The sequence below is a fragment of the Peiella sedimenti genome (genome assembly GCF_030504955.1).
Taxonomy (GTDB): Bacteria; Pseudomonadota; Alphaproteobacteria; order Caulobacterales; family Caulobacteraceae; genus Brevundimonas; species Brevundimonas sedimenti.
Genome location: NZ_JAUKTR010000002.1, coordinates 208,528 through 227,584, shown reverse-complemented (window position 1 = coordinate 227,584; position 19,057 = coordinate 208,528). Strand labels below are relative to the sequence as shown.

Below are 19,057 nucleotides of genomic sequence, written 5' to 3'. Positions count from 1 at the left end.
AAAAGGGGCCGCCTTCTGCACGAAGGCGGCCCCTTTGTCGTCGTCGGTCGACGTCCTAGAAAATGGTCCAGTCGGACGTCTGCAGGTGCGACCGTCCACCGAACATGTCGCCGCCCAGGCCCCAGCCGTTAGCGTAGCCGCCCCTCAGGTCGAAGCCGCCGCCGTGGAAGTCGTCGAACTGGAAGCCCCCGAAGCCGCCCAGGTCATGGATACGGCCGAAGCCTTCGTCTCCAAACGGCCCGATGTGACCGCCGCCGCCCGACAGATCCTCGGCCTTCTCCGTCGGACCCCCGCAGATCTCGAGGCCGCCGTCGTCCTCCGCGAGGGGGCTGACGTCCGGTCCCTCGCTCTTGCCGAGCACGGCCGGCAGAATGTCGGGCAGCTCCTTGGCCCCGCTCCATGCGGGAAGCACGTCGGGTCCCTCGATCTCGTCGCTGATCAGCGGAGTCCCCGCGATCCAGGCGTCCTTGCCGTCCTGCCCGGGAGCCGCGCTGACGAAGATGAAGTCGCTGGCGTCCAGCGTGCCGGCCGCGCCGACCACGGTGCAGATGACCTGGCCGTTCAGATAGACGACCGCGTCTGATCCTGCGGTGAGGATCGAAACGGCGGCGAAGTTCGAGCCAAAGGCGCTGAGGTCGATCTTGTCGATGCCATGGACGAAATCATAGACGGCGTCGGCATGGGCCGCGCCGGCTTCGCCGAAGCGGAAGACATCCTGAACGCCGTCGCCGGCGCCGCCGTAAAGCGCGTCGTTGCCGAGACCGCCGTAGAGGGTGTCCAGCCCCGCGCCGCCGATCAGACGGTCGTCGCCGCCGTTGCCGTTGAGAACGTCATTGCCCCCGTCGCCGAAGACCACATCGCCATAGGCCGAGCCGTCCACGGTGTCGTTGCCGGCGCCCGCCGCCGCGTACAACGCCTGGGTCATGGTGGAGGCCAGTATGGTGTCGTCGCCGCCGGCCAGGTCCTGGATGAACTCCAGGGACGAGGCGCCCATGTCGATGATCACCCCGGATCCGCCGGTGGCCAGGATGTAGCCCGCGTCATAGCCGCCGGCGCCGAAGACGAAGCTGTCCTGGGCGTCGAAGTAGATGCGGTCGTTGCCCGCGCCGCCGTCCAACTGGTCGACGCCGGCCTCGCCGACGATGGCGTCGTCGCCGTCGCCGCCGACGATGACGTCGTTGCCGACGCCGCCGAAGATCAGGTCGTTGAAGCCGGACCCGATAACGCCGTCGTTGCCGCCGGACGCGTAGACCTGCACGCCCACCGTCTGGCCGGACGCGTTGATGTTGTCGTTGCCGAAGTCCATCTGGGCCAGCTCGATGGAGGTGGCGGCCATGTTGAGCGTGAAGTCGTAGGCGTTGACGGCGATCAGGACGTCGAAACCGGCGCCGCCGCTCAGCGTATCGACGTTCTCGCCATAGAGGGTGTCGTCGCCGTTGCCGCCGATAAGGGTGTCGGCCTCCTGCACGAAGATCTGGTCATTACCGACCAGCACGTCGTTGCCGTCGCCGCCGGACAGCGTGTCCTGGCCGTCGGCCCCGAAGAAGGTGTTGGCGGCGCCGTCGCCGGTGAAAGTATCCGCGAAGGCCGAGCCGTACAGGATCTCGATCGATGACAGGACATCCCCGGCCGCGTGGCCGCCCGCTCCGGCGCCCGTGACCAGGCTGACCGTGACGCCGGCGTTGGACGAGGCGTAGCTGACGCCGTCGATCCCCGCGCCGCCGTTGAGCTGGTCGGCGCCTGCAAGCCCGATCAGGGTGTCGTTTCCGTCGAGCCCGTTGAGCGTGTCGTCACCCTCCGTGCCGTTGAGAACGTCGCCGTTTGCGGTGCCGTTGAGGGTCACGCCCGTCGGGGCCCCGAGGACCACCAGCTGATCGGCGAACTGGGCCCGCTCCACGCCGGACAGGGTGTCCGAGCCATCCGGGCCGGTAATCGTGGTGACGCCGTTGACGGTGGTGATGGTGTAGGCGGCGCGGTTCCCCGCATAGACGGCGGTGTCCGTGCCCGCGCCGCCGTTGAAGGTGTCGGCGCCGGCCGAGCCGTGAAGGGTATCGTCGCCGTCGCCGCCGTTGAGTGTGGAGCCGGTCAGGGTCGGGGCGACCACACTGTGGCCTGGGACCGACACATTGAGCGTGTACGTCCCCCCTGCGGGGACGCCCGGCCCGGGCGTCGTGTCGTTGGTGCTGGAGTCCACCCAGCGGTTGACCATGATGTAGTAGGTGCCGCCGGTGGCGAAGGTGTAGGTCAGCAGCGAGTCCGTCGCCGCGCCGTCGCTGTCGCCGCCGTCATCATTGGCCGCCAGCAGATTCCCCGCAGCGTCATAGATGTAGAGGTAGGCGTCGAAACTCGCCCCGTCGATATCAAAGCGGCATTCGGCGCCCGCCGCCACGGTGACGGCATAGTATTCCGGTCCGCCATGGCCGGTGCCGCGGATAACCGCGTGCGGCGTGGTCGTGGCGTTCAGGACCCCCGCGTCGTTGCCGAGATCGAAGTTGGCGTCGATGTTCACCGCGGTGGCGATGGAGTTGTTCACCGTGCCCTGGGCCTTGACCACGTCCGCGGCGGCCTGGCTGGCCGGCGCTCCGGCGCGGAGGACGTCGTTGCCCCCGCCGCCGTTCAGGACGTCGATGCCGCCATTGCCATTGATCTCGTTGGCGCCGGCATCGCCCGTGAGGGTGTCCGAGAAGGCGCTGCCGATCAGATTCTCGATGCTGCTGAGGGTGTCCGAACCGGTGCTCGCGCCCGTGTTCTGGGCGACGGTGACCGACAGATCCACCGTCACGCCGGCGCGCGCGGTGCTGTAGCTGGCGGTGTCAACGCCGGCGCCGCCTGACAGGGTGTCCGTGCCGCGCCCGCCGTCCAGGATGTCGTCGCCGTCACCGCCGTTCAGCGTGTCGTTGCCGCCCAGGCCGCGCAGCGTATCCCCGAACGCGGTGCCCGTGATGACGTTGTTGAGAGTGTCCCCGGCCACGTTCAGTCCGCCCGTCGTTCCGGCGGCGATGAGGGTGTCGGCGAACTGGAGGAACTCTACGTTCGTCAGGGTGTCCGTGCCGTCCGGCCCCGTCACGGTCACGGTCTGGCCGTTGACCGTGATCGTGTACTGGTCGCGGTTGCCCGAGAAGACAGCGGTGTCCGTGCCCAGCCCCCCGTCGATCGTGTCGTTGCCGCCGTTGCCGCGCAGGCTGTTATTGCCGCTGTTGCCCCAGATGGTCTCGGCCCCGGAGCCCCCGATCGCGTTCTCGATGGCTGCGCCCAGGGCGATGGACACATTGCCGACAAGACCGCCGACGCTGGAGAAGGCGGTCTGCCGAAGATCGATCGTGCCGTCTTCGCTGTAGCCGGAGAAATCGAAGGTGTCGTTGCCGCCCGCGTCCCAGACGGCGAAGATCAGCTTGTCAGTCGAGGCGGACGCGGAATACCAGCCGCGATCGGTGTTGGAGTTGAAGCCGTAGGTGGTGTCGCCCGTCCGGGTCGTCAGGTTGGCGCCGTAAAGGCGCTGGGCCGCGGAGATGTCGTCCAGGAGGGGCGCGGCGGCCCAGCGTGCGCCGAACTGGGCCCCGGTGTTGGTTTCGTCGAAATAGCTCATCACCGTATACTGGCGGGAGTCCTCGTAATACTCCGCCTGACCGGCATAGGTGATCGGGCCGCCGCCCTCGCTGGCGTTGTAGGCGCCGGGGTGGCGCAGGCCGATGGCGTGACCGATCTCGTGGGTCATCGTCTGGGTCCCGTAGCCCAGCAGGGTGAGGGTCGAGTTGTTCGTCTGGCTGATGTTCACCCAGACGTCGCCCGCTGCGTCGCCGGCTCCCGTTCCTCCGGGCAGGAATGCGAAGGCCGCCGCCCCCGACTGGCCATTGGCGTAGTTGGCCAGCAGGATCGTGGCGTTGTCCGCATAGGCGCCTTCGCCGCTCGTTCCCGTACCGACCCGCGAGAAGGTGATGTTGGCCACATCCGACCAAGCCTGGAACGAGGCCAGGGCTACGATGATCTGGGCCTCGGTGAAGCGGGAATAATCGGTAGCCGTGCTGCTCGGGATGGATCCCGGCATGGTGGCGCGGAAGGCGAACGTCACCGTCACCGGCAGACCCAGGCCCGCGGCCCAGGTGTGATTGGTGCGGGTGATGTGAGCGCCCGCCTCCTCGGTGCTGAACGAGGTCTTGCCGTTCGGCTGCAGGACGCCGTCGCCGCGGTCATCCCCGTTCAGGAAGAACTGGGGCGCATCGCTCTCCCGCTGTCCATTCTGACGGAAGCCGGAGCCGATCTCACCCGGCAGGAAGCCGCCCTGGCGAAGTTGGCCGGAAATATTGGCGCAGATATAGCACATGGGGCGGTCTCCTTTTGGGCGTCCGCACCCTGCCTTTCAACCGAGGCCCCCGCAAGTGGGCAGACGGTCGCGCGCCGTCCGCTGCGCCGGTAAACGCGCAACGCTTTCCGGGCCTTAACGGTGAAGTTTCGCCGCGTTTTCAGTTTGGCCGAAGGCCTCGGCGGCCGCGCGGACCTCCTGCAGGCGGGACCGATGGCAGATCAAGATTCCGCGAGGCGTGTTCACGACGACCAGCCCCGGCGCGCCGATGACGGCGATCGGCCGATCCTCGGTCCAGACCAAGGTCCCGTCGGAGGCTGAGAGAAGCACGCGGTCCGACTCCGCGCCCCGGTCCGCCACCACCAACAGCTCCTCCCAGCCGCCCACATCGCTCCATTCGATGTGGCAGGGCGCGACGGCGCCGCGGGCGGTCGATTGCATGACCGCGTGGTCGAAGGAGACCGAGGGGCAGGCCGCCAGGGCGTTGGGATCAAGCACGGTCGTCCCGCCGACGTGGCGCGCGCTTTTAAGGCTCGCGACCGCCGCTTCGCCCACCAGGGGCGCCAGACGCCCGATCTCGGCCAGCGCCGTTTCGGGCGCGAACAGGAAGACGCCCGCGTTCCACAGAGCCTGTCCTTCCTGCAGCAGGACTTCGGCGCGATGGAGGGTGGGCTTCTCCTCAAAACGGGCGATGGCGTGCAGTCCCCCGCCAAGCGGCTTTCCGGGAAGGATGTAGCCATAGCCGGTCTCGGGCCGCGTCGGACGGATGCCGAAGGTCACAATGCGATCCCGCGCGCCCGCCGAGGCGGCCAGCGCCGCTTCGCGCCAGGCCGCGCCGTCGTGGACGAGATGGTCGGCGGGCGACAGGAGGGCCAATGCCCCGGGATGAGTCTCGGCCACGCGCCGGACCGCGACCGCGGCCACCAGGGCCGTGTTCCGCGCCACGGGCTCCAGAATAAGGTCGGCCTCCACCGCGATCTCGGCCAGGTCCGCCTTCACAAGGTCCGCGTGCGCCTCGCCCGCAATGACAACCGGAGCCGCGAAGCCCTCGCCGGTCAGACGCAGAACTGTTTCCTGAAACAGCGAACGCCCCCCGATGACGCGCAGGAAGGGCTTGGGCCGGTCCGGCGTCGACAGGGGCCAAAGCCGGCTGCCCGACCCGCCGCACATGATCACCGGAACAATCATATCGCCCGCCTCGACTTGATCCCCTCGTATGCCCAGCGAAAATCGCCAAGACAACGCCGCGCGCCTTTTCTCTGGACCGCCCAGCCGGTAACGAGAGCCGATCTGAGCTAGGAGACGCGCCATGACATCCCGACCCATCCGCAAGGCGGTTCTGCCGGTGGCGGGCCTGGGCACCCGCGTCCTGCCCGGCAGCAAGACGACGCCCAAGGAGCTGCTGAACGTCGTGGACCGGCCGATCCTGTCCTACATCGTGGCCGAGGCGCGCGAGGCCGGGATCGAGCACATCGTCTTCGTCACCGGGCGCGGCAAGGCGGCCATCGAGGACTATTTCGACCACCACGTGGAGCTTGAGGCCCAACTGGAGGCCAAGTGCAAGACCGAGGTGCTGGAAGGCCTCCGCGCCGAACTGCCCAAGCCCGGCGAGATGAGCTTCGTGCGCCAGATGGCGCCGCACGGCCTGGGCCACGCCGTCTGGTGCGCCCGGCACGTGATCGGCGATGAGCCCTTCGCCGTGCTGCTGCCCGACGTGATCGTGGACGCCGAGCCCGGCGCCCTGGCCCAGCTGGTGCGCACCTACGAGCTGACCGGCGGCAACGTCATCGGCGTCGAGGCCGTGCCCGAGAGCGAGACCCACAAGTACGGCGTGGTCGATTCCGAACGGCGCGAAGGCCGCATGATCGCCATGCGCGGCATGGTCGAAAAGCCGCCACAGGGAACCGCGCCGTCCAACCTGTCCATCTCGGGCCGCTACATCCTGCAGCCGGAAATCTTCGAGATCCTCGAGACCCAGCCGCGCGGCGCCGGCGGCGAAATCCAGCTGACCGACGCCATGGCGACCCTGATGAAGTCGCAACGCTTCACCGCCTATGAGTATGAGGGCGACACTCACGACTGCGGCGACAAGGTGGGCCTGCTGCGCGCGAATGTGGCCCTGGCGCTGAAGCGGCCCGACGTGGGCCCGGCCGCCCGGGCGGCGATCAAGCCCCTGCTCTGACGCGCCATGGAGATCGAGCCCCTCGCGCTTGACGGCGTCCTGCTGCTGCGGCCCCGGCGGCATCGCGACGCGCGCGGCTGGTTCGCCGAAAGCTGGGCCGAGGGTCGAGGCGCGCCCGCGGCCTTCGTTCAGGACAATCTGGTCTTCTCCGAGCGCGCCGGCACGGTGCGCGGCCTGCACTACCAGGCGCCGCCCCACGCCCAGGCCAAGCTGGTCACCGTTCTGGTGGGGCGTATCCGCGACGCTTGCGTCGACGTCCGCAAGGGCTCGCCCACCTATGGACGGTCGGTGGCGGTGACGCTTGACGCCGAGCGGGGCGAGCAACTCTACGTGCCGCGCGGCTTCCTCCATGGCTACGTCACCCTGACCGACGGCTGTCTGGTGGCCTACAAGGTCGACGGCGCCTACGCCCCGGCCAGCGAGGGCGCGGTGCGCTGGGACGATCCCGACCTGGCCATCGACTGGGGCTGGACCGGCGAGGCCGTGGTCTCGGACAAGGACGCGGTGGCCACGGCGTTCAAGGACTTCGTCACCCCCTTTGAGGTGGAGCCGTCATGACCACCCTTGTGACCGGCGGCTGTGGCTTCATCGGCTCGGCCCTTGTGCGGCGCCTGGTGGGCGAGGGCCGCCGCGTTGTGACGCTGGACGCCCTGACCTATGCGGGCTCGCTGGAGCGCATCGCCGAGGTGGAGGCGACCGGCCTGCATGTCTTCGAGCACGTGGACCTGGCCGACGGTCCGGCCGTGCGCGACGTGCTGGAGCGACATCGGCCCAAACTGGTCTTCCACCTGGCGGCGGAATCCCACGTGGACCGGTCCATCGACGGGCCCATGGCCTTTGTGCGCGCCAACCTTCTGGGCACGGCCAATCTGCTGGAGGCTTGGCGGTCCATCGGCGCGAACGGACGTTTCGTCCACGTCTCCACCGACGAGGTCTTCGGCGCCCTGGGCGAGACCGGCGCCTTTGACGAAACCACCCCCTACGATCCGCGCTCGCCCTATTCGGCCACCAAGGCGGGGTCTGACCACCTGGCCCGGGCCTGGGCCCACACCTATGGCCTCGATGTCGTGGTGACGAACTGCTCGAACAATTACGGACCCTGGCAGCACGCGGAAAAGCTGATCCCGACCCTGGCGCTGAATGCGCGCCACAGCCGGCCCCTGCCCATTTATGGCGCCGGCGGCAACGTGCGCGACTGGCTGCACGTGGAGGATCACGTGGACGGCCTGATCGCCGCGGCCGAAAAGGGCCGGACCGGCGCCGCCTATCTGTTCGGCGGCCGTAACGAGAAGACGACCCTTGAGGTGGCCAATGGCGTCTGCGCCGTGATGGACCGGCTGCGGCCGGAGGGCGCGCCCCATGACCGCCTGATCACCCTGGTCGCGGACCGGCCAGGGCACGATTTCCGCTACGCTATCGATCCGTCCCTGGCCGAGCGTGAACTGGGCTGGACCGCCCGGCGGCCCTGGTCCGAGGGATTGGCCGAAACGGTGGCCTGGTATCTGGAGCGCGACGGCCTCGCGCCGGGCGAACGTCTGGGATTGGGGGATGGCTGACCTGCTGGTCTTCGGAAGCGGTGGCCAGGTGGGCTCGCACCTGATGCGTCTGGCGGCCGAAGGCGCATTGCACGTTGAAGGGCCCGCCCGGCCGGACGCGGACCTGGATCGTCCCGAGACGATCGCGGCGGCCATCGCCGCCTCAAAGGCTCCCGTGGTCGTCAACGCCGCCGCCTGGACCGACGTGCCCGGCGCCGAACGGGATGAAGCCGCCGCGATCCGCGCCAATGCCGAGGCCCCCGCCGTCATGGCCCAGGCCTGCGCCAGGGCGAGCAAGGTCCTGATCCACATCTCCACCGACTTCGTTTTCGACGGCGAGAAGACCACGCCCTACGTCGAGAGTGATCCGGTTGCGCCGCTCAACGCCTATGGTCGCGGCAAGGCGGCGGGCGAGCGGGCCGTACTGGAGACCTATGGGCGGGCGCTGGTGGTGCGGACCTCTTGGGTCTTTTCGGCGCAGGGCCGCAACTTCGTCACCGCCATCCGCGCGGCGGGGGACCGGCCCCGGCTGGACGTGGTCGAGGATGAGATCGGCCTGCCGACGCCCGCTGACGATCTGGCGGGCTTCCTGCTTGAGGCGGCCCTGGCGCTTAGGGACGTGCCCGCCGGCGATCCGCGCTTCGGATTGCTGCATGCGCCCGGCGGCGGGGCGCCGGTCAGCCGGGCGGAGTTCGCGCGGATGATCCTGACCTCGGTCGGCTCGAGCGCCGAGGTCGTTCCGGTGACCGCGGCCTCCCGCAACGATCCGGTTCGGCGGCCGGCCAACGCCGTCTTGCATGACGGCAGGCTGCAGCGCCTCTGGGGCCGGAGCCTGCCTGACTGGCGTCTTGGGCTGGCCCGGACGCTAGCCGAGCTGGAAGAGTGGGGACAATGACCGTCGAGCCGCTTCCTCAACTGGAGCGGTGGGCACGTGAGGGCTACGGTCTTCGTCGATGAGACGAGCAGGCCGTCAGCCTAGACAGCCGCCAGCGCCTGCTCCAGGTCGGCGATCAGGTCGTCGGGGTTCTCCACGCCCACCGACAGACGCACGAGGTCGGGCCCGATGCCGCAGCGGGCCTTGGCCGCCTCGCTGTAGTCTGAGTGGGTGGTGCTGGATGGGTGAGACGCCAGACTCTCGGTACCGCCCAGGCTGACCGCCAATTTGAACAGTCTCAGCGCATTCAGGAACCTGAAGGCTTCGGTCTCGCCGCCCTTGAGGCGCAGGGAGAAGGTGGAGCCCCGGCCCTGACACTGCCGCGCGAACAGCTCCTGTTGGGCGGCGTCGCCGTCGCCCGGCGCCAGGGTCGCGGCCACCTTGGGATGCTCAGCCAGCCAGGCCGTTACCGTCTCCGCCCCGGCCTGCGCCGCCTGCATGCGCAGGTGCAGGGTCTCCAGGCTCCGCGTCAGCAACCAGGCCGTGTGCGGGTCAGCCATGGAGCCGCAGATGGTGCGCATCTCGCCCACTTTGGCCACCAGTTCGCCCGAGCCCAGGCAGGCGCCGGCGATCAGGTCGGAGTGGCCGCCCACATACTTGGTCAGCGAATAGAGGGCGAGGTCCGCTCCCAGGGCCAAAGGCTTTTGCCACAGTGGCCCCAGGAAGGTGTTGTCCACCAAGACAACCGGGCGCTCCTTGCCGCCCACGGCCTCGGCCGAGGCCCGGGCTGCGGCGATATCCACCATCTGGTTCGTGGGGTTCGCCGGCGTCTCGATATAGATCACCGCCAGACGGCCGCCCTTTTCCGCCGCAACGCCATGCGCCTCCCGCACGGCGGCGTCCATTTGGTCGTTCGAACAGCCAGCGCCGATGCTGCGAGTCTGGACGCCCATGCGAGGCAGGATGCGATCGAACAGGTATTCCGTCCCGCCATAGGCCGGCGCTGTGTAGAGCACCGTGTCTCCCGGCCGCGACATGGCCAGCACCGAGGTGGAGATGGCCGCCATGCCGCTTGAGAAGACGAGGGCTCGTTCAGCGTCCTCCCACACCGCAAGGCGGTCCTCCAAGATCTCTAGATTGGGATTGTTGATCCGCGAATAGATCAGGCCCAGCGCCTCGTCCGGCTCCTGCTTACGCAGGCCATAGGCTATCTCGAAGAAGCGTTTGCCGTCTTCCGCCGAGCGGAAAACAAAGGTGGAGCTCTGGAACAGGGGCGGCTTGATCGCCCCCTCCGACAGGGCGGGGTCGTAGCCGAAGCCCATCATCAGGGTTTCCGGCGCCAGGCGGCGTCCGCCCAGCTCGCGTCTGTCGTGGCTCACGTGATCGTCTCCGTTCTCAGGCGCCCTCATACTCGCAGGTGAACGGCGCGGCAAAAGCGCCGCTCAGTTGCGACGCGGGAGTCTTGTCTCTACAGAAGCCGCGTCCACTGACCGAGCCCGTCCGCATGGCCATTCTCGTCACCGGCGCCGCCGGATTTATCGGCATGCACGTCGCCGAACGGTTGCTCGCCCGTGGCGAGGCCGTGGTCGGGCTGGACAACTTCAACACCTATTACGATCCGGAGCTGAAGGCGTGCCGGGCGGCGCGGCTGGCGCCGCATGCCGCCTTCGAGATGGTGCGCGGCGATCTGGCCGATCATGAGCTGGTGGCGCGGCTGGTCCGTGAGCGCGGGGTGGACCGCGTGGCGCACCTGGGGGCCCAGGCCGGGGTAAGGTATTCGATCGAGAATCCCTTCGCCTATGAGCGGTCCAACCTGGCCGGGCACCTGGCGGTGCTGGAGGCCTGCCGCCACGCGGGGGTGAAGCATCTGGTCTATGCCTCGTCGAGCTCGGTCTACGGCGACCGGCCCCTGACGGGCCAGGGCTTCCGCGAGGATGATCCGACGGTCAGCCCCGTCTCGCTGTACGCCGCCACCAAGCGCTCGTGCGAACTGATGAGCCAGGCCTACGCCAAGCTGTACGGCTTTCCCCAGTCGGGACTGCGCTTCTTCACCGTCTATGGCCCCTGGGGTCGGCCGGACATGGCCTATTTCAGCTTCACCCAGAAGATCATGGCCGGCGAGCCCATCGAGGTCTTCGGCGAAGGCCGTATGGCGCGGGACTTCACCTATATCGATGACATCGTCGACGGCGTGGTCGGCGTGCTGGACAACCCGCCGCCCCGGGGCGGGCACGAGGTCTACAATATCGGCGACTCCAGCCCCGTCGGCCTGATGGACATGATCACCACGCTGGAGGGCGCCCTGGGCCGCGAGGCGGTCAAGATCATGCGGCCCATGCAGCCGGGCGACGTGACCGCCACCTATGCCGACGTGACCAAGCTGAACCGCCTGACGGGCTACGCCCCCAAGGTATCCATCCAAGAGGGTCTGCCCCGCTTCGTCGCCTGGTGGCGCGAACGCTACGGAGAGAACTGAATGCGCGTGACCATGATCGGGGCGGGCTACGTGGGCCTGGTCTCCGGCGCCTGTTTCGCCGATTTCGGCCACCACGTCACCTGCGTGGACAAGGACCCGTCCAAGATCGAGCGGCTGAACCGCGGCGAGATTCCGATCTTCGAGCCTGGGCTGGACGATCTGGTGGCCGCCAACGTCAAGGCCGGCCGGCTGAGCTTCAGCCTGGACGCCGCCGAGGCCATCCGCGGCTCGGACGTGGTCTTCATCGCCGTCGGCACCCCGACGCGCCGGGGGGACGGACACGCCGACCTGTCCTATGTCTACGCCGCCGCGGAAGAGATCGCCGGGCTGATGGACGGCTTCACCGTGGTGGTGACCAAGTCCACCGTGCCGGTCGGCACCGGCGACGAGGTTGAGGCCATCATCCGGCGCACGCGGCCCGACGCCCAGTTCGCCGTGGTGTCGAACCCGGAATTCCTGCGCGAGGGCGCGGCCATCGAGGACTTCAAGCGACCGGACCGCGTCGTCATCGGCGTGGAGAACGAGCACGCCCGCGAGGTCATGGCCGAGCTCTACCGGCCGCTGAGCCTGAACGAGTTTCCGGTGGTCTACACCCAGCGCCGCACCAGCGAGCTGATAAAGTATGCGGCCAACGCCTTCCTGGCCATGAAGATCACCTTCATCAACGAGATCGCGGACCTGTGCGAGAAGGTGGGCGCCGATGTGCAGCAGGTGGCCAAGGGCATCGGGCTGGACAACCGAATTGGGGCCAAGTTCCTGCACGCGGGGCCGGGCTATGGCGGCTCGTGCTTTCCCAAGGACACGATCGCTCTCGTGCGCACCGCCCAGCAGGTCGGATCGCCGGTGCGGCTGATCGAGACCACGGTCGAGATCAACGACGCGCGCAAGAAGGCCATGGCCGCCCGGGTCCAGGCGGCGGTGGGCGGCGATCTGAAGGGCAAGACGGTCGGCGTCCTGGGCCTGACCTTCAAGCCCAACACCGACGACATGCGCGACGCGCCGTCGCTGGACATCGTGCCGGCGCTGCAAGCCATGGGCGCGCGCGTCCAGGCCTTTGACCCGGAAGGCCACGAGGCGCGCAACCTGCTCAGCGACGTGGAATTCAAGGAGGGTCCGTACGACGCCGCGGCGGACGCCGACGTCCTGGTCATCATCACCGAGTGGGACCAGTTTCGCGCCCTGGACCTGGACCGCATCAAGCTGCTGATGCGCAGCCCGATCGTGGTGGACCTGCGCAACGTCTACCGGCCCGACGACATGGCGGCGCGCGGCTTCCGCTACAGCGGCGTCGGCCGCGGCGTCTGATCACTTTGAGTTCAGGCGGTTTCAAGCGATCATGGGGGCGTTAGACAGGGGCGGGCCGTCCGCCCCTTGAGGAGATCGGCCCCCTCCCTTGGCCCCGAAGACCGAGACCTCCCTGTTCGCGCTCCTCAAGGCTCCCGGGCCGCTGGGCGAGGCCCTGCGCGCCTGCCGCCGCCATCTGCTGTTCGCGGCGGGCTTCAGCGCGCTGGTGAACATCCTCTACCTGGCGCCGACCCTTTACATGCTTCAGGTCTACGACCGGGCGCTGCCGACCTCGGGCCGGCTGACCCTGCTGTTCGTGACCATCGTGCTGCTGTTCGCACTCATCACCATGGGGGCGCTGGACCAGGTGCGCTCGCGGCTCTTGCTGCGCGCCGGGCTCAGGCTGGAACGACGTCTGGCGGGACCGGTGCTGGACCGTGTGCTGTCAGGGGCCGGCGGGCCGGCCCGGGCGCGCCAGGCCATGCGCGAGTTCGACGTCCTGCGTCAGATGCTGAGCGGCCCCGGCGCCCTTGCCCTGTTCGATGCGCCCTGGACGCCCGTCTACTTGATCGTCTGCTTCATCCTGCACCCCTGGGTCGGCGCGCTGGCGGTGGCAGGCGCGGTTCTTCTGGGCGGCCTGGCCATCCTCAACGAGCGCGCCACGCGGCCCGGCCTGCTCAAGGCTGCCGAGGGCCAGGCCGCCGCCTACGCAACCCAGGACGCGGCGGCCCAGCAGAGCGAAGCCGTGCGGGCCCTGGGCATGCGCCGGGCTCTGACCGCGCGGCAGATCAAGGAGCGATCAGGGGCGGCCGCCCTGCAGGCCGACGTCCAGTTCGTCGGTCAGGGCTACAACGGGGCCATCAAGTTCCTGCGCATGGCGCTGCAGTCCCTGGCCCTGGGGCTTGGCGCGCTGCTCGCCATCGACGGCCAGATCTCGGCGGGCGCGGTGATCGCCGCCTCCGTCCTGCTCAGTCGCGCCCTGCAGCCCGTCGAGCAGGCGGTCGGCGCCTGGGGCGGGATCATCCAGGGGCGCGCGGCCCTGCACACGATCGGCGAGCTGCTGGGCGCGGCCGCCGAGGCGCCCGAGCGCACCCGCCTGCCCGATCCAAAGGGCGACCTGACTATGGAGAAGGTCGTGCTGATGGCGCCGGGCCGGGAGCAACCGGTGCTGAAGGGCGTCACCTTCGCCCTGCATCCGGGCCAGATTCTGGGCGTGGTGGGTCCCAGCGGCGCCGGCAAATCTTCACTGGCGCGCGCGGCCGCCGGCGCGGTCAGGCCAGACTCGGGGACCGTCCGCATCGACGGCGCGGCCTTCACCGACTGGGATCCCGAACGACTGGCCCGCCACATCGGCTACGCGCCCCAGGACCCCGGCCTGTTCGCGGGGTCCATCAAGGACAACATCTCGCGGTTTGAGGCCCATTCGGGAGAAGCCCCGGACGACCTCGACGCCCGCGTGGTCAAGGCGGCCCAGGCCGCCGGCGCTCACGACCTCATCCTTCACCTGCCGCAGGGATATGACACAGTGCTGGGCCCGCATGGACGCGGCCTGTCGGCCGGCCAGGCGCAGCGGATTTCCCTGGCCCGGGCCCTCTACGGCGACCCGGTTCTGGTGATCCTGGATGAGCCGAACGCCCACCTGGATGCGGAGGGGGAACAGGCCTTGACCCGCACCCTGGCCGAGCTGAAGGCCCGCGGCTGTGCGGTGCTGATCATCGCTCATCGGACCGGCGTGCTGGCCCATGCCGACCGGCTGATGGTGCTGCGCGACGGGCAGGTGGAGCTGTTGGGTCCGCGCGACGAGGTGGCCGCGCGCCTCACCGGCGGCGACCGGGCGCGCCCCCGTGTGGTGAGCTCCCAACATTGACCGACCACACCGTCACTTCGTCCGCAGGGCCCCAGCCTGAGCCGCCGGAGGTCCAGTCCGAGGGGCCCGCCGACGCCCTGGCCGGCGCCGACTCGCCGCGGCGGGACATTGTCATCGGGTTGATCATCGCGGCCATTTTCTTCGTCGGTTTCCTGGGATGGGCGGCCATCGCGCCGCTGGACGCCGGCGCCTACGCCCAGGGCCGCATCGCCGTTCTCGGCAACCGCCAGGCGGTGCAGCATCGCGACGGCGGCGTCGTCTCCGCGCTGCACGTGCGCGAAGGCCAGACCGTCCAGCGCGGCCAGGTGCTGGTGGAGATCTCGGCGGACGAACTGCGCGGCAACGAGCGCAGCCTGACGTCGCAGCAGCTGGCGCTGCTGGCTCTGAGGGCGCGGCTGATCGCCGAACGGGACGGTCTGGCCAGCGTGCCCTATCCGGCCGAGTTCACCGGGCTGACGGGCGAAGACCGCAGGCTGGCTGACGAAGCCTATCGGCTTCAGGCGCAGCAGTTCCGCACCCGCGGCGCCGGCATCTCGACCCAACGGGCGGTTCTGGCCCAGCGCGTCCGCCAGTTGGAGGAACAGATTGCCGGCCTGGAGCAGCAGATCATCTCCAACGACCGTCAGCAGAGCCTGATCCAAGACGAGCTGGAGGGCATGCGCCGGCTGTACGAGCAGCAGTACGCGCCGCTGACCCGGGTGAGGGCGCTGGAGCGGGCCGAGGCTCAGCTGGAGGGCGAGGCGGGGTCGCTGCGCGCCCAGGTGGGCCGCACGCGCGAGGCCATCAATGAGACCCGCCTGCAGATGACGGCGCTGGGTACGGAGCGTAACGAGAACGTCGCCGAGCAGATTCGCCAGACCGAGATCCAGATCAACGAGCTGACGCCGCGGCTCGTGGCCGCGCGCGAGCAGCTGGCGCGGGCCCTGGTGCGGGCGCCCGCCACGGGTCAGGTGGTGGGGCTGACCGTCTTCACCGTCGGCGGCGTGGTGCAGGCCGGTCAGACGCTGATGGAGATCGTGCCGGACCGGGCGCACCTGATCATCGAGGCGCGGGTCTCGCCGGCCGACGCCGACGACCTGCGCATCGGCCAGGAGACCGAGGTTCGGTTCACGGCCTTCCGGGACCGCGATCTGCCCAAGCTGACCGGGCGGCTGACGGGCGTCTCGGCCGACAGCTTCACCGACGAGACCACCGGCGAAAGCTTCTTCCGGGCCACGGTCGAGGTGCCCGAGGAGCAGATCGAAATCCTGCAGCGGGTGCGTGGTCCGGACCCTGGGCTGCGGCCCGGACTACCGGTTGAGGTGGTGGTGCCCCTGCGCAAGCGCACAGCGCTGCAGTACATGCTGGAGCCCCTGACTCACAGCCTGTGGCGCTCGTTCCGCGAGCACTGAATCAGCCCCAGTTTTATTTCCTTGTCTGAACACGTAGGCTGTCGCCCTCGGACCGGGGGGGACGATATGGCTGATTACGTCGACCGATACTGGACGTCGTCCGATGGACTGCGCCTCTACGCCCGCAGCTACGCCGCCGCGCCGGGCCCGTTCCGCCTGCCGGTGGTCTGCATCCACGGCCTGACCCGCAACAGCGCCGACTTCGAAGCCTTGGCGCCGAGGCTGGCGCAGGGCGGCCGGCGCGTCATCGCCATCGACGTCCGCGGCCGCGGACGTTCCGAGCGGGCCCGGGATCCCATGACCTATCAGCCGGCCATGTACGCGGCCGACGTGGCCGCCCTGTTCGACCAGGCGGGCCTGGAGCGGGCGATCTTCATCGGCACGTCCATGGGCGGGCTGATCACCATGACCCTGGCGGCCACCCATGCCGACCTGATCGCCGGGACGGTGCTGAACGATGTGGGGCCGGAACTCGACCCCAGGGGTCTGGCGCGCGTCGCCGCCTATGCGGGCGAGCCCTCCGACGCCGCCGACTGGGACGCCGCGGCCGCCTTCGCCAGGAAGATCAACGGCGTCGCCTTCCCGCACTACACCGACGCGGACTGGCTGTCCTTCGCCCGCCGCATCTATCGCGACAAGCCGGGCGGCGGGCTGGAGCTGGCCTACGACCCCGACATCGCCGTTCCAATCCGTGTGGCGGGGCAGGCGGCCCTGGTCCCGGACCTCTGGCCCTTCTTCGAGGGGCTGGCCGAGGCGGCGCCGATGCTGCTGGTCCGGGGCGCGACCTCTGACCTGCTCAGCGCCGAGATCGCGGACCGGATGCAGGCGCGGGCCCCCTCCATGCGGCGGGTCGATGTTCCGGGCGTCGGTCACGCCCCGATGCTGGATGAACCTGAGGCGGTGGGCGCGATCGAGCGGTTCCTGGGCGAGCTGCCCTGATGACCGGCCGTCGAGCGGCGCCTAGCCGGGCGCCTCAGCGGTGGGGCGTATTGGCCCGCAACTCCTCAAGCCAGACGTCGGCGGAGACGTCCGACGGGGCCCGCCAGTCGCCGCGCGGCGACAGCGAGCCGCCGCCCACCACCTTGGGCCCGTTGGGCATGGCGGAGCGCTTGAACTGCGAGAAGCCGTAGAAGCGGCTGACGAACACCTCCAGCCATTTCAGCAGGGTCGGCAGGTCATAGGCGCGGCGCTGGTCCTCCGGGTGCGAGGGCGGCCAGGCGCCGCGGCCGACATCGCTCCAGGCGTGGTGCAGCAGGAAGGCGATCTTGGATGGCTTAAGGCCGTAGCGGCTGGCGTAGTAGAGGGTGAAGTCCTGCAGCTCATAGGGGCCGACCACGGCCTGGGTGTCCTGGACCTGTTCCCCGAGCGTCGCGGGCTTGAGTTCGGGCGAAATGGGCGTGGCGAGAATGCCGGCCAGCACGTCCTTGACGTCAGGGTCGGCTTCGCGGTCGGCGACCCAGCGGATCAGGTGCTGAATCAGCGTCTTGGGGACGCCGCCGTTGACGTTGTAGTGGCTCATCTGATCGCCGACGCCGTAGGTGGACCAGCCCAGCGCGATCTCCGACAGATCACCCGTGCCCAGCACAAGCCCGCCGCGCTGGTTCGCCAGGCGGAACAGGTGGTCGGTGCGCAGGCCCGCCTGCACGTTCTCGAAGGTGACGTCGTGGACCGGCTCGCCCCTGGCGTAGGGGTGGCCGATGGCCTCCAGCATGGCCAGGGCGGCGGGCCTGATGTCGATCTCGTCGGCGGTGATCCCTAGGCCCTTCATTAGCCGCCAGGCGTTGGACTTGGTGGCGTCGCTGGTGCCGAAGCCCGGCATGGTGAAGCCCAGGACGTCCGTGCGGGGCTTGCCGAGCGCGTCCATGGCGCGGCAGGCCACCAGAAGCGCGTGGGTGGAATCCAGCCCGCCCGAGACGCCGATCACCACCTTGCCCGAGGTGGACTGCAGCCGGCGGGCCAGGCCCTGGACCTGGATATTGAAGGCCTCGAAGCAGTCCTGGTCGAGTCGCTCAGGATCGTCGGGCACGAACGGAAAGCGGTCGATCTCGCGCTCGAGGCCCAGATCGACGGCCTCGGTCTCGGCCTCGAACCCGACGCGGCGATAAGGCTGGGGCGCCAGGCCGGCGAAGGTGCCGTTGCGCAGGCGTTCCTGGCCGATGCGGCCCACATCCACCTCAGCGAGGGTGAGGCTGGGCTGCATCGAGAACCGCGGCCCCGCGGCCAGAAGATCGCCCATCTCGTGGATGGTGGACTGGCCGTCCCAGGCCAGGTCAGTGGTGCTTTCGCCGAAGCCAGAGGCGGAGAAGATATAGGCGGCCACGGCCCTTACGGACTGAGAGCCGGACAGCAGGGCGCGTTCGCGCGACTTGCCGATCAGCACGTTGGACGCCGACAGGTTGCAGAGGATGCGGGCCCCGGCCATGGCGGCGAAGGTCGAGGGCGGCGCCGGCGCCCAGTAGTCCTCGCAGATCTCGACGTTGAACGTGAAGCCGGGGCGGTTCGAGGCTTCGAAGATCAGGTCGACGCCGAAGGGAGCCGCCTGGCCCGCATAGCCGATGGCTTCGTTCTTGACCCCGGCGCCCGAGCGGAACCAGCGCTTCTCGTAGTACTCCCGATAGTTCGGCAGCCAGGTCTTGGGGACCACGCCCAGCAGGCGCCCCCGATGGATGACCAGCCCGCAGTTGAAAAGCCCGTCGCGGAACAGCACCGGCGCCCCGACGACCAGCACCGGGCTCAGGTCCGCGGACGCCTCGATCAGCCGGCGCGTCGCCGCTTCGCATCCCTCGATGACGGCGTCCTGCATGAGCAGGTCGTCGATGGCGTAGCCGGACAGCGATAGCTCCGGAAATACGAGGAGCTCACAGCCGCGGTCGTGGGCCTGCCTGGCCAGTTCGATGTGGCGGCGGGCGTTCTCGGCCGGATTGGCGGCGCAGACCATGGGCGTGGCCGCGCCCGCGCGAACGAAGCCGTGGGTGCGGAAGCTGAAGAAGGGATGGTCGGCCGTCGCCAAGGGCGGGTCTCCTGCTCGAGGGTCTGAACCTTAGCGGTTCAGGCGCGCGGACGCCACGAAGGCCCCACCGCAAGGGCTGGCGATTTGATCGCGCGCGGAAAGCCTTTAGGGTTCATCTTCCGAACATCCGCAGCCGAG

13 protein-coding genes are annotated in these 19,057 nt (G+C 69.2%); 9 read left to right on the top strand and 4 right to left on the bottom strand.

All coding sequences use genetic code 11. The features are described from left to right. Positions 1 to 55: 55 nt before the first annotated feature. Together Q0812_RS06120 and Q0812_RS06115 are read right to left on the bottom strand one after the other, a co-directional pair. A complete protein-coding gene (locus tag Q0812_RS06120) occupies positions 56 to 4,321 on the bottom strand; it encodes a M10 family metallopeptidase C-terminal domain-containing protein (RefSeq protein ID WP_302109431.1) in 4,266 nt (1,421 codons plus the stop codon). Between the two features lie 114 nt (positions 4,322 to 4,435). Then, on the bottom strand, positions 4,436 to 5,488 hold the full coding sequence (locus Q0812_RS06115; RefSeq protein WP_302109430.1) for a mannose-1-phosphate guanylyltransferase: 1,053 nt from the start codon (positions 5,486 to 5,488) through the stop codon (positions 4,436 to 4,438). A 121-nt stretch (positions 5,489 to 5,609) separates the two neighbouring features. On the opposite strand from Q0812_RS06115, the gene galU reads away from it, so the two are divergent. From galU to rfbD, 4 genes are read left to right on the top strand one after another with little or no spacing between them, the layout of a single operon-like run. Beyond that, positions 5,610 to 6,482: a UTP--glucose-1-phosphate uridylyltransferase GalU gene (gene galU / locus Q0812_RS06110; protein WP_302109429.1), complete on the top strand. Its 873-nt coding sequence runs from the start codon at positions 5,610 to 5,612 to the stop codon at positions 6,480 to 6,482. 6 nt (positions 6,483 to 6,488) lie between these two features. After that, complete coding sequence (gene rfbC / locus Q0812_RS06105; protein ID WP_302109428.1) at positions 6,489 to 7,040, top strand: dTDP-4-dehydrorhamnose 3,5-epimerase; 552 nt, start codon at positions 6,489 to 6,491, stop codon at positions 7,038 to 7,040. Then, positions 7,037 to 8,038, top strand: coding sequence for a dTDP-glucose 4,6-dehydratase (gene rfbB / locus Q0812_RS06100; protein ID WP_302109427.1), 1,002 nt, complete (start codon positions 7,037 to 7,039; stop codon positions 8,036 to 8,038). Before rfbC ends, rfbB begins: the two co-directional genes overlap by 4 nt. After that, positions 8,031 to 8,912 (top strand): dTDP-4-dehydrorhamnose reductase, encoded by an 882-nt coding sequence (gene rfbD, locus Q0812_RS06095; protein ID WP_302109426.1) that lies wholly within the window; start codon positions 8,031 to 8,033, stop codon positions 8,910 to 8,912. The genes rfbB and rfbD overlap by 8 nt, the downstream gene beginning before the upstream one ends. Before the next feature lie 80 nt (positions 8,913 to 8,992). On the opposite strand, the gene Q0812_RS06090 is transcribed toward rfbD, so the two are convergent. After that, positions 8,993 to 10,270, bottom strand: a complete 1,278-nt coding sequence (locus Q0812_RS06090) for a cystathionine gamma-synthase family protein (RefSeq protein WP_302109425.1) — start codon at positions 10,268 to 10,270, stop codon at positions 8,993 to 8,995. Between the two features lie 125 nt (positions 10,271 to 10,395). On the opposite strand from Q0812_RS06090, the gene Q0812_RS06085 reads away from it, so the two are divergent. The 5 genes from Q0812_RS06085 to Q0812_RS06065 all read left to right on the top strand — a co-directional run bounded on the left by Q0812_RS06085 (position 10,396) and on the right by Q0812_RS06065 (position 16,848). Then, positions 10,396 to 11,367: an NAD-dependent epimerase/dehydratase family protein gene (locus Q0812_RS06085; RefSeq protein ID WP_302109424.1), complete on the top strand. Its 972-nt coding sequence runs from the start codon at positions 10,396 to 10,398 to the stop codon at positions 11,365 to 11,367. Continuing rightward, positions 11,368 to 12,672, top strand: a complete 1,305-nt coding sequence (locus Q0812_RS06080) for a UDP-glucose dehydrogenase family protein (RefSeq protein ID WP_302109423.1) — start codon at positions 11,368 to 11,370, stop codon at positions 12,670 to 12,672. A gap of 88 nt (positions 12,673 to 12,760) precedes the next feature. Further along, positions 12,761 to 14,518: a type I secretion system permease/ATPase gene (locus tag Q0812_RS06075; RefSeq protein ID WP_302109422.1), complete on the top strand. Its 1,758-nt coding sequence runs from the start codon at positions 12,761 to 12,763 to the stop codon at positions 14,516 to 14,518. Then, the gene (locus tag Q0812_RS06070; RefSeq protein ID WP_302109421.1) at positions 14,515 to 15,909 is read left to right on the top strand and encodes an HlyD family type I secretion periplasmic adaptor subunit; all 1,395 of its coding nucleotides are present in this window, start codon (positions 14,515 to 14,517) and stop codon (positions 15,907 to 15,909) included. Before Q0812_RS06075 ends, Q0812_RS06070 begins: the two co-directional genes overlap by 4 nt. A 66-nt stretch (positions 15,910 to 15,975) precedes the next feature. Further along, positions 15,976 to 16,848 carry an alpha/beta fold hydrolase gene (locus Q0812_RS06065; protein ID WP_302109420.1) on the top strand — a complete coding sequence of 291 codons (873 nt, stop codon included), beginning with the start codon at positions 15,976 to 15,978 and terminating at the stop codon, positions 16,846 to 16,848. A gap of 34 nt (positions 16,849 to 16,882) precedes the next feature. On the opposite strand, the gene Q0812_RS06060 is transcribed toward Q0812_RS06065, so the two are convergent. Further along, complete coding sequence (locus Q0812_RS06060) at positions 16,883 to 18,919, bottom strand: NAD(+) synthase (protein ID WP_302109419.1); 2,037 nt, start codon at positions 18,917 to 18,919, stop codon at positions 16,883 to 16,885. Positions 18,920 to 19,057: the final 138 nt, after the last annotated feature.

Excerpts from the sequence above, each read along its gene's own strand:
- Q0812_RS06120 (WP_302109431.1), bottom strand. The coding sequence starts at position 4,321 with ATGTGCTATATCTGCGCCAATATTTCCGGCCAACTTCGCCAGGGCGGC.
- Q0812_RS06115 (WP_302109430.1), bottom strand. The coding sequence starts at position 5,488 with ATGATTGTTCCGGTGATCATGTGCGGCGGGTCGGGCAGCCGGCTTTGG.
- galU (WP_302109429.1), top strand. The coding sequence starts at position 5,610 with ATGACATCCCGACCCATCCGCAAGGCGGTTCTGCCGGTGGCGGGCCTG.
- rfbC (WP_302109428.1), top strand. The coding sequence starts at position 6,489 with ATGGAGATCGAGCCCCTCGCGCTTGACGGCGTCCTGCTGCTGCGGCCC.
- rfbB (WP_302109427.1), top strand. The coding sequence starts at position 7,037 with ATGACCACCCTTGTGACCGGCGGCTGTGGCTTCATCGGCTCGGCCCTT.
- rfbD (WP_302109426.1), top strand. The coding sequence starts at position 8,031 with ATGGCTGACCTGCTGGTCTTCGGAAGCGGTGGCCAGGTGGGCTCGCAC.
- Q0812_RS06085 (WP_302109424.1), top strand. The coding sequence starts at position 10,396 with ATGGCCATTCTCGTCACCGGCGCCGCCGGATTTATCGGCATGCACGTC.
- Q0812_RS06080 (WP_302109423.1), top strand. The coding sequence starts at position 11,368 with ATGCGCGTGACCATGATCGGGGCGGGCTACGTGGGCCTGGTCTCCGGC.
- Q0812_RS06065 (WP_302109420.1), top strand. The coding sequence starts at position 15,976 with ATGGCTGATTACGTCGACCGATACTGGACGTCGTCCGATGGACTGCGC.